Source organism: Moraxella sp. CTOTU48841, from assembly GCF_032061225.1.
Taxonomy (GTDB): Bacteria; Pseudomonadota; Gammaproteobacteria; order Pseudomonadales; family Moraxellaceae; genus Faucicola; species Faucicola cinerea.
This window is the reverse complement of record NZ_DAMBFQ010000001.1, coordinates 65,853-81,964: the sequence shown is the minus strand read 5'-3', so window position 1 is coordinate 81,964 and position 16,112 is coordinate 65,853. Positions and strand designations below refer to the sequence as shown.

Annotated in this window: 8 protein-coding genes; 7 read left to right on the top strand and 1 reads right to left on the bottom strand. The window is 44.2% G+C overall.

Translation table 11 applies throughout. The features are described from left to right. The first annotated feature begins 64 nt into the window (after positions 1 to 64). From pssA to RT034_RS00250, 6 genes are all read left to right on the top strand, one after another. Entirely contained in the window at positions 65 to 982 is a 918-nt protein-coding gene (pssA, locus tag RT034_RS00275) for a CDP-diacylglycerol--serine O-phosphatidyltransferase (RefSeq protein ID WP_313012245.1), read from the top strand. Positions 983 to 1,150: 168 nt separating this feature from the next. Beyond that, positions 1,151 to 2,806: an alpha/beta hydrolase family protein gene (locus tag RT034_RS00270; RefSeq protein ID WP_313012242.1), complete on the top strand. Its 1,656-nt coding sequence runs from the start codon at positions 1,151 to 1,153 to the stop codon at positions 2,804 to 2,806. Positions 2,807 to 3,278: 472 nt separating this feature from the next. After that, positions 3,279 to 6,092 carry a DNA gyrase subunit A gene (gene gyrA / locus RT034_RS00265; protein ID WP_313012239.1) on the top strand — a complete coding sequence of 938 codons (2,814 nt, stop codon included), beginning with the start codon at positions 3,279 to 3,281 and terminating at the stop codon, positions 6,090 to 6,092. A 173-nt stretch (positions 6,093 to 6,265) separates the two neighbouring features. Next, the gene (locus tag RT034_RS00260) at positions 6,266 to 6,961 is read left to right on the top strand and encodes a glutathione S-transferase (RefSeq protein WP_313012236.1); all 696 of its coding nucleotides are present in this window, start codon (positions 6,266 to 6,268) and stop codon (positions 6,959 to 6,961) included. Between the two features lie 273 nt (positions 6,962 to 7,234). Then, the gene (gene aceE / locus RT034_RS00255) at positions 7,235 to 10,048 is read left to right on the top strand and encodes a pyruvate dehydrogenase (acetyl-transferring), homodimeric type (RefSeq protein ID WP_313012233.1); all 2,814 of its coding nucleotides are present in this window, start codon (positions 7,235 to 7,237) and stop codon (positions 10,046 to 10,048) included. 81 nt (positions 10,049 to 10,129) lie between these two features. Beyond that, positions 10,130 to 12,226 (top strand): 2-oxo acid dehydrogenase subunit E2, encoded by a 2,097-nt coding sequence (locus tag RT034_RS00250; RefSeq protein WP_313012230.1) that lies wholly within the window; start codon positions 10,130 to 10,132, stop codon positions 12,224 to 12,226. Positions 12,227 to 12,361: 135 nt separating this feature from the next. Here the strand turns inward: RT034_RS00250 and ppsA are convergent, their stop codons facing one another. Further along, positions 12,362 to 14,728: a phosphoenolpyruvate synthase gene (gene ppsA / locus RT034_RS00245; RefSeq protein ID WP_313012228.1), complete on the bottom strand. Its 2,367-nt coding sequence runs from the start codon at positions 14,726 to 14,728 to the stop codon at positions 12,362 to 12,364. A gap of 461 nt (positions 14,729 to 15,189) precedes the next feature. Here ppsA and ppsR point away from each other — a divergent pair, with 461 nt between their 5' ends. Then, entirely contained in the window at positions 15,190 to 16,074 is an 885-nt protein-coding gene (ppsR, locus tag RT034_RS00240; protein WP_313012226.1) for a posphoenolpyruvate synthetase regulatory kinase/phosphorylase PpsR, read from the top strand. The last annotated feature ends 38 nt before the right edge of the window (positions 16,075 to 16,112 follow it).

The window sequence follows — 16,112 nt, the reverse complement described above, 5'->3', positions numbered from 1 at the left end:
ATGCACCTAGCAACAGACGATTTATTACAGACGACCTGCGAGAGACAACCTGCAAGGATAATCAATGAATAACGATAATAATAACCAACCAACCCTTATCAAGACGCCCATCGACCCCTCCCAACAGCCGCCACCGGCTCAGGATATCAATCCAATTCAGCTTGAGCATCAGCGTAACCGTGAATTGGCAGAAACTGATGACTACGATGGGCTCACTTTTGAAGTCATTGAAAATGCGCGTGTCGCTGATAAAACGATTGCGCAAAAAGGCGTTTATTTAATTCCCAATTCATTTACGCTATTGTCGCTGCTTGCGGCATTTTATTCGATTACCCAAAGCGCGTTGGGGGAAGGGCATTATATGCGTGCCTGTGTGGCGATTTTTATCTCGGCATTGCTAGATGGGTTAGATGGTCGGGCGGCAAGGTTGTTCAATGCACAAAGTCCCTTTGGCGAGCAGCTAGATTCGCTAGCTGACTGCATCGCGTTTGGACTGGCGCCTGCGTTATTGATTTATCATTATGCGTTAGAGCCGTTGGGGCGTATTGGTATCGCTTGCGCCTTTGGGTATGCTGCCTGTGCGGCGCTGAGACTGGCGCGTTTTAATGTACAAATTGGTGTCGTTGATAAAAAATACTTTGTTGGGGTAGCAAGTCCGTTAGCCGCTATTTTAGTCACGACGTTCGTGATGGTGCATATGGATTGGCAAGTTGAATTGCCGGCGACCAGTCCCGCTTTTCAAATCTTGGCAGCCGTTTGGGTGGTCATTGCCGGCTTTTTGATGGTTAGTAATTTAAAATACTATAGCTTTAAAGAATTTGATAAAAAGCGTGTCCCATTTGTGGCATTGATTTTGATTGTGTTTGCGCTCGGTATCGTGCTGTATAATATTCCTGCAGGATTGCTGGCGATTAGCGTGATTTACGCCTTATCGGGCCCAGTAACTGCGGTTTGGAGCAAGCTTAAACGCAAACCTGTTTAGAGCTACTTTAGGTTTTTTTGTTTTAGTAGCAAATTTTTTTAGAAACGGATGTTCAAATAGTACAAAAACTGGCATGATGAGTGTATCGCTTTCATGCCCGTTTTTTTTGGGTAACATGATGCGTTGTTCAAGGATATGAACCATTAATTCCCTCATAAGGAGTATGAGATGCACCGTCAGTCTGATTTAATCCACCCTACTTTTAGCCTAACCAAAATTTTTATCTCGGTGTGGTTGGCTTCAACCTTAGCCGCTTGTGGTAGCGATAATGATTCCGTTACAACGCCACCTGCCAAAACAGGCGTTGCTTCACTGCCCACAGGTAATTTAATCAAAGATCCATTAACGACCAAAAATCTCACCGCCAGCGCCTTAACCCAGTTATTTAATACCACAGATCCCGATTTTAGCCAAGTTGTAGCCACGCCCAAGTGCGGTGTGCGTGTAGAATACATGCAATATGATACCGTCGATGTCAAAGGTAATAAGACCGATGCGACGGGTGCTGTGTTTATTCCAACAGGCACGGATGCAAGCTGTAGTGGCAATCGACCCATTGTACTCAATGCACACGGTACAGCAACGACCAAAGCCTATAATTTTGCAGAAATCGGTAATGCCAACAATGAAGCAGGTCCAGCCGCGACATTGTTAGCGGCTCTATTTGCAGGGCAAGGCTATGTGGTTATTTCACCCAATTATGCAGGTTATGACAAATCAAGCCTAGCTTATCATCCGTACCTCAATGCCCAGCAGCAGTCACACGAGATGGCAGATGCGTTAAAAGCAGGCAGGGAAGTGATACGCCGCACGGGCAGTGCAACCAATGTTGCTGACAATGGCAAATTGTTTGTTACAGGTTATTCTCAAGGTGGCTATGTCACCATGGCAACCACACGCTATCTTGAAACGCTTAAAGAACCTGTGACAGCAGCACTGCCAATTTCTGGACCCTATGCTATGAAAGCCTTTGGTGATGTGGTATTTGGTGGCAAAGTCATGCTCGGTGCGACGTTTTTTGCTCCGCTGATGGCTCGCAACTATCAAGAGCAGTATGGCAATATTTATGCCAAACCCAGTGACATGTTTGCGCCAGCCAATGCCGATGAAATCCCCTCGCTACTGCCTAGCGCCAGCATGACTGATATGCAGCTCATTTTAAGTGGCAAATTGCCTGCCTCAGCGATGTTTCAAAAAGCGCCCACCGGCAATTCAACGCTCGATGCGATATCACCGTCTGACCCAGCATTTAGTTTTGGTTTTGATACGACGCAGTATTTAGTCAAAAATGACTACCGATTAGGGTACTTGGCGGATGCCCAAAAAAATGTCGATTGGGCAGTGCCTTATTTACAAGGCTATACCAACTATAGCCCAGTGCCTGCCACACTGCCTGAACATCCCCTGCGTAAAGCGTTGAAAGCCAATGACTTGCGTGGCTATTTACCAACAATGCCTGTCATTATGTGTGGTGGTAACCAAGATCCGATGGTGTTCTTTGACGTCAATACTAGTTTAATGAAAACGCTATGGGACACTGACGCTAATAAAACTAGCGCGACCAAGTTGGGAATTATTGATATTGATATCACCAATCGTGCAACGCGTCAAAAACCAGTTTATCAAACGTTAGGTTTTGATACCGTCAACAATAATAGCATCCAATCTCAATCAGAAAAAATGCAGGCAGGATTTGCTAGCAAAGTGCAAAATATTGCCGCTGCCAACGGGGGCAATCCATCACAAGCCGTTGCTATGCAATATCATGGTTTAGTCACGCCGTATTGTATGGGTGTGGCACAGACATTGTTTAGCCAGTTCTAAGTTTAGCCAGTTCTAAATTTGCGATAGCCTGAAGCTATAGCCAATTAACCAACACGCACTTAACTGATACCCATTTAACAAAGCCTGTTTATTAACAGGCTTTGTCATTAGACAGTTTATTTTATAGATTATTACAATAGTTGATTAAGATAGCTGGTAAAGTTTGGGCAGTTTACTATGGGGGTAAAATAACACCCGTCAAAGCATGATATTTTGACATTACCGTCGACATTTGGCGGTGAGTTAACTGCTAAATCATGCGTTTTATGCTATAATTATTCCTTTTTACTATCCTAAAAATATAACGTCATCTGTGTTACTTTTCTGAAGTTCTTGATTGGGTTTTTTTGCAACTTTTGGTCAAAATTGCGCATTGCTTTTAAACGCATGGTTGTTAACTTAGCCATCGCCTTAAAAAGTAAAATAAATAAGATGACTCATATATTTAAGTAGCTTGATAAAAGGAGCGTGCATGTCCACCGATTCCGTTAGCCCCATTGGCATCGTCGATGAATTAAAACAATCTTATCTCGACTATGCCATGAGCGTAATTGTCTCCCGTGCTTTACCTGATGTGCGTGATGGGCTGAAACCTGTTCATCGCCGTGTGTTATACGCGATGCATGAATTATCAAACGACTTTAACAAACCTTACAAAAAATCGGCGCGTGTGGTCGGTGATGTTATCGGTAAATACCACCCGCATGGCGATACTGCAGTTTATGACGCAATTGTGCGTTTGGCGCAGCCGTTCTCAATGCGCTATATGCTCATCGATGGTCAAGGTAATTTTGGCTCAGTGGATGATGACCCTGCCGCAGCGATGCGTTATACCGAAGTGCGCATGCAAAAACTCACTCACCAAATGCTGGGTGATTTGGATAAAGACACCGTGGATTGGGAGCCAAACTATGATGGCTCTGAGCAAATGCCAAGCGTCATGCCAGCCCGTATTCCAAATTTACTCGTCAATGGTGCCACAGGCATTGCAGTGGGTATGGCGACCAATATGGCGCCACATAATCTGACGGAAGTGATTAATGCCTGTTTGGCGTATGCCGATGATCCGCACATCTCTGGTGAAATGCTTATGCAGTACATCACCGGCCCTGATTTCCCAACAGGCGGTATCATTTATGGTCGTTCAGGCATTGTCGATGCTTATCGCACCGGTAAAGGTCGCTTGCATTTGCGCGGCAAATATCACATCGAACCGATGAGTGAAACGGGCGCCAATAAAGAGCGTGAGCGCATTGTATTTACCGAGATTCCGTATCAAACCAATAAAGCAAAATTGATTGAAAAAATCGCAGAATTGGTACGCGATAAAAAACTTGAAGGCATTAGCGAGATTCGCGATGAGTCAGATAAAGACGGCATGCGTATCGCCATTGACTTAAGACGTGGTGAAAACGCGGAAGTCATCGTTAACAATCTATTTATCCAAACGCCTTTAGAATCGAGTTTTAGCATTAACATGGTTGCCTTAGATGAAGGTCAACCTAAAATCATGACGTTGCGTGATTTGATTGCCGCTTTTGTGCGTCACCGTCAAGAAGTCGTCACTCGCCGTACTATTTTTGAACTCAAAAAAGCGCAGGCGCGTGGTCATTTGCTCGAAGGACTAACGATTGCCCTTGCCAACATTGATCGCATTATTGACACCATCAAGGCATCGGCAAACCGCCAAGAAGCCCGCGATAACTTACTAACCAATACTTGGCAGTCAGGTGGCGTGATTGCCATGTTAGAGGCAGCAGGCAGTCATTCGATTCGCCCTGATGTAATTGAAGGCGAAGACCTAAACGCCCCATATGGACTGATTGATGACAACCAACATTATCGTCTATCGCCTGACCAAGTCAATGCTATTTTGGATATGCAGCTGCACCGTTTAACAGGGCTAGAGCAAGACAAGCTACAGCAAGAATTCAAAGAAATCTTGGCACTCATTGCCCAATTACAAAGCATTTTGGATAACTTTGACCAATTAATGCAAGTAATCAAAGACGAATTAATCCAAATCCGTGATGATTTTGGCGATGCACGCAAAACCCAAATCGTCGATAGCCGCAGTGACTTTAGCCGTGCAGACTTGATTCCAGAGCAAACCGTTGTATTGACGGTTTCACGTACGGGTTATGCCAAAACCCAGCCTATCAGCGACTATATCGCCCAAAAACGCGGTGGTAAAGGCAAGTCAGCCACTGCCATGAAAGCAGACGACGTCATTGACCATATGGTGGTCACATCGACACACAACAATGTGATGATTTTTACCGATCGGGGTCGTGTGTTTGGGTTACAAGTGTTTGAAGTGCCTATTGCTAGCCGTGGTTCGCGTGGCCGTCCGATGGTCAATTTAATTGCATTGGATGGCGATGAAAAAGTCACCGCCATCTTGCCTGTGACCGAAGACGACAAGCAAAATGACAATAGCTATGTGTTCTTTGCAACCGCATCGGGTATGGTAAAACGCGTCCAATTGTCACAATTTAAAAACCTTCGTGCCAACGGACTTCGCGCTGTCGACCTCAATGACGGCGATAACTTGATTGGCGTTGCCATTACCGATGGCGAGCAAGATATCATGTTATTTTCCAATGAAGGTAAAGCCATTCGCTTTAATGAAAGTAAAATCCGTGCGATGGGTCGTACCGCAAAAGGGGTACGCGGTATGCGGGTGACGCTACTGGCGAATCAAAGTATGGAAGACGAGGACACCGAGCTTGAAGACGATAGCCAAGATGACCAAGACAATGACAGTGTCGTTGCGGTTAGCCGTGTGGTGTCGTTGGTTGTTGCCCCACAACAAGGCGAGATTTTATGTGCTTGTGAGCGGGGCTTTGGTAAACGCACACCTGTCTCTGATTTCCCTGTCAAAGGTCGGGGTGGTAAAGGCATTATCGCCATCAAAACCACGGCGCGTAATGGCGAGCTAGTGCAGGCGTTAGCGGTAACCGATGCCGATGATATTGTGCTGATTTCTGATGCCGGCACGCTGGTGCGTACACCTGTCGGACAAATCGCGCAAACAGGTCGGAACGCACAAGGCGTCACTCTGATTCGTATTTCACAAGATGAATCATTGGTATCTATTGCTTTGGTTGAAGGCGGTAGCGAAGACGAGTTGGGCGAAGATATTGTAGCGTCAGAATTGGCTGACCATATCGCGCAAGATGGTACTGATTTACGAGACAGTGCGGATTTGCAAGAAATCGAGTTGTCTGAAGCGCTGCAACAAGATGGTTTACTAGAAGCCGATGCACAACAGCTAGATAACTAATTTGTAGCCTTGCTATTTGTAACCTCGCTTTATCAAACCAGCTTATCAATCAATAAGCTGGTTTTTTTTCGCTGAATTCTACAATTTCGCAACAGCCAGCAAGTTTAAAGCCTTATAAAATTTAAAATTACTTTGTTCCAACAATCCTATTACATTAAAAGACGAGTATACCCATGTCAAAACTGCATCTACATCACCTTGAAAAATCACGTTCGTTTCGAATTCTTTGGCTATTAGAGGAATTAGGACTGCCTTACCAGTTAACCAAGTATGAACGCCATCATGGTTTGGCGCCCAAATCTTTGCAAAAAATTCACCCGATGGGTAAGGCCCCTATCCTGCAAGATAATGGAAAAACGCTGATTGAATCGGCCAATATCATTGAGTATTTGATTGATAACTATGACCAGTCAAGCGACCCGCAACATGCACAGCCAATCTCACAGCTGGTGCTGAATAAAAAATTTCGCCCAGATTATGGCAGTGAGGCGTATGAACAGTATCGATATTGGCTGCATTTTACCGAAAGCTCGTTGATGCCCTTGCTTATTATCCGACTAATATTTGCTACCATGATAGAAAAATCACCGATAGGTATCAAACAAGTGGCAAAATTACTCAAATCGGGGATAGACAAATCTTATCTGAATCATTCACTAACCGAGCAGCTCAAAATGTTAGATAAGCATTTGGGTAGCAATGAATGGCTTGCTGGCAACCAATTTAGCGGCGCTGATATACAGCTTGAATTTGGCATAAACGCCATGCAAGAAACCCATAGTTTAGAGGCAAAATACGCCAACATTCACAATTGGTTAAAGAAATGTCAAGCTCGCCCAGCGTATCAAAAAGCGGTTGATAAGTGTTGATGATTGACTGTCAACACAGTTAAAAGCTTTACTTTGTCGATAAATTTACTATACGGTCAGAAAAAACAGTTGTTTTTTTCACCTTTATTTCATAACTAAATACCTATCAAAAATTAGCGGAAATACTGAAACATTCTTTTTTATGTAAAATATTGCTATCGCTATTTATAACAATGTTTTGTGTCTAATAGTTGAATACTTTGAGTCGTTTACAACCTAGCTCCATTCTAGGTTATTTCCATGGATGGATGCCATTGCCAGAAGGAACGAAAAATGCAATATCAGTATTTTAAAGACCCTGATAGTCAAGAGACCCAAGAATGGCTTGACGCCTTTGATTCGGTGATCAAGTCAGTGGGAAAAAAACGTGCCACTTTTTTACTAAAAGCCATCTATGATAAGGCGGTACAAGAAGGGTTACGTGTTAACCGCCTTGACACCGCTTACATCAACACTATTCCTGTAGAAGATCAACCTTCGTATCCCGGTAATTTAACTCTCGAGCGTAAAATTCGCGCTATCATTCGTTACAATGCGGTGGCGATGGTGATGCGTGCCAACAAAAATGACGACGACTTAGGCGGTCATTTAGCGACGTTTGCCTCAAGCGCAACGTTATACGAAACAGGTTTTAACCATTTTTGGCGCGCAGCGAGTGAAAGCTTTGGCGGTGATATGATTTATTATCAAGGCCACGGTTCGCCAGGGATGTATGCTCGCTCATTTTTAGAAGGTCGATTGACTGAAGAGCAGCTAACAAATTTTCGCCGTGAAGTAGGCGGCAAAGGGCTATCTAGCTACCCACACCCTTATTTGATGCCTGACTATTGGCAGTTCCCAACCGTGTCAATGGGTTTAGGCCCAATCATGTCGATTTATCATGCGCATGTGCATCAATATCTTGAAAATCGTGGCTTGATTCCAAAAGAAGGTCGCAAGATTTGGGCATTCTTGGGCGATGGTGAAACCGATGAGCCAGAGAGCTTAGGTGCTATCTCACTAGCCGGTCGCGAGAATCTAGAAAATCTGATTTGGGTGATTAACTGTAACTTACAGCGTCTAGATGGTCCGGTACGTGGTAACGGTAAAATCATCCAAGAGCTTGAATCCGTGTTTCGCGGTGCAGGCTGGCGAGTGATTAAAGTCATTTGGGGTGGTAAATGGGATACGCTGCTAGATAAAGACCATACGGGCGCGCTCAAACACCGTATGCTTGAGACCCTCGATGGTGAATACCAAGTGTATAAAGCGCGTGATGGTAAATTCGTCCGTGACTATTTCTTTGGTAAATACCCAGAACTTGCCGAAATGGTGAAAGATTGGACTGACGAAGAAATCCAAAATTTAGACCGTGGTGGCCATGACCCGATGAAGGTGTATGCCGCATTTAGTGAAGCCATGAAAGCCAAAGGTCAGCCGACAGTGATTTTGGTTAAAACCGTTAAAGGTTATGGCTTATCTAACCAAAGCCAAGCGGTCAACAAAACCCACCAAATCAAAAAACTCGAAATTGATTCATTAAAATATTTCCGTGACCGTTTTGATTTGCCATTTACCGATACGCAGCTTGAAGAATTGCCGTTTTATCGTCCTGATGAAAATTCTGCTGAAATCCAATACCTCAAAGGTCGCCGTCAGGCACTGGGCGGACATTTACCCAATCGCCGTAGTGGTCATATTCCACTCGATGTCCCAGGATTGGAGATTTTTGACAAATTACTACAAGGTAGTGCAGGCAAAGAACAGTCTACTACCATGGTATTTGTACGCTTGCTAGCGGCACTGCTAAAAAATAAAGCGCTGCAAGAGCGTGTAGTACCGATTGTTCCTGATGAAGCGCGTACTTTTGGTCTTGAAGGTATGTTCCGCCAATTGGGTATCTACTCGGCATCGGGCCAAAATTATACCCCTGAAGACCATGAAGCCTTGATGGGTTACAAAGAAGCCAAAGACGGTCACATGCTGGAAGAAGGCATTAATGAAGCGGGTGCGATGAGTGCTTGGATTGCGTTAGCGACCAGTTATTCAACCAATGCGTTACCGATGATTCCTTTTTATATCTATTATTCGATGTTTGGTTTCCAACGCGTCGGTGATTTAGTTTGGGCGGCAGGCGATATGCAGGCGCAAGGGTTCTTGCTTGGCGGTACTGCAGGTCGTACCACACTCAATGGCGAAGGCTTACAGCACCAAGATGGTCATCAGTTGATTTTATTTAACACGGTGCCAAACTGTGTCACTTATGACCCATGTTATGGTTATGAGCTAGCGGTGGTCGTACAAGATGGTCTGCGCCGTATGTATGGTGAAGGCGAACGGGTTTTCTATTATATCACCTTAATGAATGAAAACTACGAGCAACCAGCCATGCCAGCAGGGGTAGAAGAAGGCATCAAAAAAGGCATGTACTTGCTCAAAAATAATGGCTCAAAACAAGTGCAATTGCTAGGTTCAGGCGTGATCTTACGTGAGGTTGAAAAAGCCGCACAAATTCTAGCTGAAGAATTTAACATCAATGCCAACGTGTGGAGTGTCACAAGCTTTAATGAACTCACTCGTGAAGGCATGGCATGTGATGAGTACAATCGTCTGCACCCACTAGATGAACAACGTACGCCATGGGTTACTGAACAACTTGCGCAGCATGAAGGCATTGTAGTCGCCGCCACTGACTATATGCGCATATTCTCTGAACAAATCCGCGCCTACCTACCAGACAGTCGTCCGTATGCCACCTTAGGTACCGATGGTTTTGGTCGTTCGGATAGTCGTCGCCAATTACGTAGTTACTTCAAAGTAGATGCCGCCCATATTGTGGTAGCAACTCTCAAACTATTGGCAGATGAAGGTGAGGTTGATGCGCGTTTGGTCAAAGATGCGATTAGTAGCTTGGGTATTGATGCCGATGCCTCACCGGCTTGGTATCCTCAAGTACAAATCGACCACTCCCCAGATGCCCCAGCGATTTTAGGCGCGCATCCAAAACCTGTACCAACCTTGGTTGAAGAGGATGATGAAGCGATTTCAGCAGACGGCAAAGCAGAAGATAAAGCCGATGCGCCAATGCTTAACGACAAACCTGAATAATAGAAATCAATAGTAGGTAATCAGCCACGTATTAGCGGTTGATTGCCTACTTAGTAAAAATAAAAATTTAAGGATAAACCCATGGAAATCAAAGTTCCCGACTTAGGCGTTGATAGCGCCGAAGTCAGCGAAATTATGGTCAAAGTCGGCGATGTCATCAATGTGGACGATAACATTGTCTTATTAGAATCTGACAAAGCCTCTGTAGAAGTACCTGCGACATCAGCAGGGACTATCACAGCGATTAGTCTTCAAATCGGCGATAAGGTCAAAGAAGGCGATGTCATTCTCACCATCGACAGTGCAGGCAATAGCCAATCCAACACTACACCCGTAGAGCAATCTGCGCAACAGACAGACCAACAAGTAGCCCAATCTCACGAAGCTGGAGAAATTAAAGGAGCTAAAGACGCTAACGCGACCTCATCGCAAGCGCCGTCTATGGCTGCGCCAAATCAATCACAGCCCACATCAGCTGAAGCAACCTATACATTGCCAGATTTGGGTGTCGATACCGCAGAAATTAGTGAATGGTTGGTCAAAGAAGGCGATACTGTCACTGCTGAACAACCGTTGGTATTGGTCGAATCCGATAAAGCATCGGTCGAAGTACCGGCACCTGTCAGCGGAAAGATTGTCAAATTTTTAGTCAATGCAGGTGATACGGTCACCAATGGTCAAGACTTTATCGTGATGACATCCCAATCAGCTACGCAACAGCCATTAGCCAGTGACTCATCAGAACAAGCCGCCAGTCAAGCCAATTCAGCTGCAAACCAGAATGAACCACCTGCTCAAACGGTATCATCCGCTCAATCATCCACACCCGCTGGTAAACAAACCTTTGGTTTGCCTGATCTTGGGGTAGAGTCAGCACAGATTAGTGAGTGGATGGTCAAAGTAGGCGATGAGGTCACAGCCGAACAACCGCTAGTATTAGTAGAATCTGATAAAGCATCGGTTGAAGTCCCTTCGCCAGTTGCAGGTAAAGTAGTTGAATTACTAGTTAACCCTGGTGATACCGTCACCAATGGTCAAGACTTTATTGTGATTGAAGCGGCGGGATCAGTGCAATCCGCATCAAGTTCAGCTTCACAGCCGCAAGCGACCACCCATACCGCTCAGCAAGAAGTGGCTAAAACGCAAAATACCGGGTCAACTTCAACTAGTAGCGCTACCACAACAGCTAGCCAGTCAAATTCACAGTCAAAACTGTCTGAAGCGCAAATCAATGCCAAAAATGCCGCGGTTTATGCAGGTCCTGCGGTGCGCAAACTTACGCGCCAATTGGGTGTTGATATCAGTGAGGTGACTGGCACGGGCGCTAATGGGCGTATTGTCAAAGAAGACGTGTTTGCTTATGTCAAAAATACAATAAAATCAGTTAGTACACCCGCAGCAGCAAATAATATATCTGCGCCATCAGCGGCTCGCTCAGGATTACCTAATTTACCCGATATGAGTAAAACGGAAATTTGGGGAGAAATTGAGCGCCAAGATTTGACCCGTCTACAAAAAGTCTCAATTCCGCAGCTTAATTACAATACCTATTTGCCACAAGTCACCCAGTTTGATTTGGCAGATATTACCGATGTTGAAAAATTGCGTGGTGACTTAAAAGATGAGATGAAAAAAGAAGGGGTGAGTCTAACTATTCTGGCTTTTATCATGAAAGTAACTGCTTATGCGTTGATGCAACATCCAAAATTTAACAGCCATTTAAGTGATGACAATACCCAAATTATCATCCGTAAATCTGTGAATTTAGGCTTTGCCGTAGCAACGGAGGATGGTTTGACAGTCCCTGTCATTCAACGTGTAGAGCAAAAAGGCATCAAGCAACTAGCGATTGAAATCGGTGAGCTTGCCAAAAAAGCGCGTGATAAAAAACTATCTGCTAAAGAGTTAACCGGCGCGTCATTTACGATTTCAAGTCAAGGCAATCTTGGCGGTACTTACTTTACGCCGCTGGTCAATTGGCCACAAGTTGCGATTTTAGGCGTGAGTGAATCTAGCATTCAGCCACGTTGGAATGAGACTAAAGGCGAGTTTGAGCCACGCTTAATGCTACCGTTGTCATTATCGTATGACCACCGTGTGATCAATGGTGCGGACGCTGCGGTATTTACCCGCTATATTGCAAAATTATTAGCAGATCCACGCCGCGTGTTGTTATAACGCATGTTGTTATAACGCATGTTGTTATAAATTGCAGCGTCAAAAAAACCTAGCGGGTCATCTCCATGCTAGGTTTTTTTTGACACCAAAAAAAGCCCTTAGTCAAAACCAAGGGCTTTATGAATGCCAAACAGCTTATTTTTCGGTTTTTGCTAAGAAAAACCAAGTATCTAATACCGAATCGGGATTCAATGAAACAGAAGTAATGCCTTGTTCCATTAACCACATCGCTAGGTCTGGATGGTCAGAAGGACCTTGTCCACAGATACCGATATACTTACCTTGTGCGTTACAGGCATCGATAGCCATTTTCAATAGTTTTTTAACCGCTGGGTCACGTTCATCAAATGATTGAGATACAATACCCGAATCACGGTCAAGACCAAGCGTTAACTGAGTTAAATCGTTTGAGCCGATTGAGAAACCATCGAAGTATTGTAAAAACTCTTCTGCCAACAAGGCATTGGTTGGCAACTCACACATCATGATGACGCGTAAACCGTTTTCACCACGTTTAAGACCATTTTTCTCAAGCAGTTCTAGTACCTTACGCGCTTCTTCTGTCGTACGTACGAATGGAATCATAATCTCAACGTTGGTTAAGCCCATTTCATCACGAACGCGTTTTAATGCACGACATTCTAATTCAAAGCAGTCACGGAAGTTTTCTGACACATAACGGCTGGCACCACGGAAACCGAGCATTGGGTTTTCTTCAGAGGGCTCGTATAGTTTACCGCCGATTAAATTTGCATATTCATTTGATTTAAAGTCAGACATACGTACGATAACTTTCTTATCTTTGAATGCGACGGCTAGGGTTGAAATACCTTCAACCAATTTATCAACGTAGAAGTCAACCGGTGAAGCATAGCCTGCCATGCGCTCTTGAATCGCTTGTACGATTTCGCGTGGTAGGGTGTTCATGTTAAGCAGGGCCTTTGGATGCACGCCAATCATACGGTTGATGATGAATTCTAACCGCGCCAGACCCACTCCTTCATTAGGGATTTGTGCAAATCCAAATGCGCGGTCAGGGTTACCCACGTTCATCATGATTTTAAATGCCAAGTCTGGCATTGACTCAATTGAGTTATTTTGGATTTCAAAGTCCAATTGACTTTCGTAGATATAACCGGTATCACCTTCTGCACAAGATACAGTAACTGCTTGACCATCGGTCAATAGGTCAGTGGCGTTACCACAACCCACGATGGCTGGGACGCCCAATTCACGCGCGATAATTGCCGCGTGACAGGTACGACCACCACGATTAGTGATGATAGCAGCGGCACGTTTCATGACGGGTTCCCAGTCTGGATCAGTCATATCAGACACAAGGACGTCACCCTCTTGTACTTTATCCATTTCATGGATTGAATTGACCACGCGTACAGTACCTGCGCCGATACGTTGACCAATTGAACGACCTTCACAGATGACATCGCCTTTTTCTTTAAGGATGTAACGCTCCATGACATTTTGACTTTCACGGCTTTTTACGGTCTCTGGACGCGCTTGCACAATGAATAATTTGTTACTATCACCATCTTTTGCCCATTCGATATCCATCGCATGACCATAATGTTTTTCGATAATTAATGCTTGTTTGGCAAGTTCAACCAACTCTTCATTGCTCAGTGAAAATTGGTTGCGTTCTGCTTTGTCTACTGGGACTATTTTGACTGATTTACCGGCTGAGTGCTCGTCTGCATAAACCATTTTTTGTTGTTTGCTGCCGAGGTTGCGACGAATAACCGCGGGTTTGCCGGCATTTAATAAGGCTTTTGAAATGTAGAATTCGTCAGGGTTCACCGCACCTTGCACCACCATTTCACCCAAGCCATAGCTTGCGGTGATAAATACCACGTCGTTAAAACCACTTTCGGTATCAATGGTGAACATCACCCCTGAAGTGCCTGTCTCTGAACGTACCATGCGTTGTACGCCAGCTGATAGCGCAACACCTGCGTGCTCAAAACCTTTGTGAACGCGGTAAGCGATGGCACGGTCATTGTATAATGAAGCAAAGACTTCTTTAATAGCAATCAAGATATTGTCAATACCACGGATATTGAGGAAAGTTTCTTGTTGACCAGCAAAGGAGGCGTCTGGTAAATCTTCGGCAGTCGCTGATGAACGAACCGCAACAGCGATGTCCTCGCCTTGGCTCATCTCGGCAAAGGCATCACGGATTTCTTGCTCCAAATCTTTAGGCAACTCTTGCTCAATAATCATGTCACGGATTTTTTTACCCGTGGCAGTCAATGCCGCAACGTCATCCACATCCAGACCTTGAAGCGCGTCTTTGATTTTGTCTTGAAGACCTGTACCGATTAAGAATTTGTTAAAAGCTTCAGACGTTGTTGCAAAACCACCTGGTACGCTTACCCCTAAATCTGTTAGGTGACTAATCATTTCACCTAATGAAGCGTTTTTACCGCCTACTTTGTCAATGTCGTTTTTGCCTAACTTGTCGAGTGAGATAACTTGTGCGTTCAAGGTGATAACTCCGTGAAATAAAGATTATTTTGAAAAGATTATAACGGTATTTCGTAGAAAATTCATCTTAAAAAATGATTTTCTAGCAAAAAATTTATAATTTTAAAAAAACTGTCAGCGATCAACAATCCAACTAAAATTTTGCTTGGATATCTTTGAGTTTAAGGGGATAAAAAACGTAGATAAGCCTTCAATGACAATAACTAACGGCTAATTAAGGCAAATTAAGCATCGATTTGTTAGATTAAAGCCTACAAGTCACGTATAATAACAAACTCTCGACCTGTAAGACAAATGCCTGTAAGACAAACGATAGTGTCTGCACTGATAACGACATTAATAGATGACATTCACTGCCAAAAACGCGGTGAATGAGTGAGGTTACTCCTCAGTGTCAGTTTAAACCAGTGTTAATTTAAATTAGTATGGACGCTTCTTGTCATTTTTTTGGATAATTTTTCATGACCATTGAGCAAATCAAAGCCACGATTCAAAATAAAGACGCCTTAAATTTTGCAAATTCGCAGTCGTTGCGAAGTGTGTTTTTTATCTCTGATGGTACCGCGATTACGTCTGAAACCCTAGGTCGCTCTATTTTAAGCCAATTTCCCACGGTACCATTTGAGACCCGGGTTATTCCTTATGTTGATACCCTAGATCGCGCCGATGAAGCGGTCAATCAAATCAATCTTGCTCACCAGCGTGATGGGGTAAAGCCGCTAGTCTTTGATACCATCGTTGATCCTGTGATTCGTGAGCGAATCAACGGCGCAGATGCCTTTAACTTGGATATTTATGAAGGTTTAATTAGTAAAATTGCCGATGAAATCAAAGTACAACCTGCACCGCATACCGGTCATGCCCATGGGGATGTCGATTCTGAGAACTATAAATCGCGTATTGATGCGGTGCATTTTGCTTTAGACAATGATGATGGCGCGCGTACCACCCATTATGATGCAGCAAATATTATTTTGATTGGCGTGTCACGTTCGGGCAAAACGCCCACCTCTTTATACTTAGCGTTGCAATTTGGTATTCGTGCGGCGAATTATCCATTGACTGAAGATGATTTATATGAAAATTCGTTGCCCAAAGCGTTGAAGCCCTACCGTGACAAACTGTTTGGTTTGGTGATTGATACCGATCGACTGGTAAAAATTCGTAACGAGCGCCGTGCAGGTAGCCGCTATGCAAGTTACCAGCAATGTCAGCAGGAATTGCGCGCCATTCAAGGTATTTATATTTCTCAAGGGATTCCAAATATTGATGTATCAACGATGTCGATCGAAGAAATCGCGACGCGTATTTTACAAATGACGGGGTTAAAACGTCGAATTGGTTAATTTAATCTCTTAACATACGGTTGATTTATCGTATTTTA

Bases quoted from the DNA above. Each gene is read 5' to 3' on its own strand.
- pssA (WP_313012245.1), top strand. From the start codon at position 65: ATGAATAACGATAATAATAACCAACCAACCCTTATCAAGACGCCCATC.
- ppsR (WP_313012226.1), top strand. From the start codon at position 15,190: ATGACCATTGAGCAAATCAAAGCCACGATTCAAAATAAAGACGCCTTA.
- gyrA (WP_313012239.1), top strand. From the start codon at position 3,279: ATGTCCACCGATTCCGTTAGCCCCATTGGCATCGTCGATGAATTAAAA.
- RT034_RS00270 (WP_313012242.1), top strand. From the start codon at position 1,151: ATGCACCGTCAGTCTGATTTAATCCACCCTACTTTTAGCCTAACCAAA.
- RT034_RS00260 (WP_313012236.1), top strand. From the start codon at position 6,266: ATGTCAAAACTGCATCTACATCACCTTGAAAAATCACGTTCGTTTCGA.
- RT034_RS00250 (WP_313012230.1), top strand. From the start codon at position 10,130: ATGGAAATCAAAGTTCCCGACTTAGGCGTTGATAGCGCCGAAGTCAGC.
- aceE (WP_313012233.1), top strand. From the start codon at position 7,235: ATGCAATATCAGTATTTTAAAGACCCTGATAGTCAAGAGACCCAAGAA.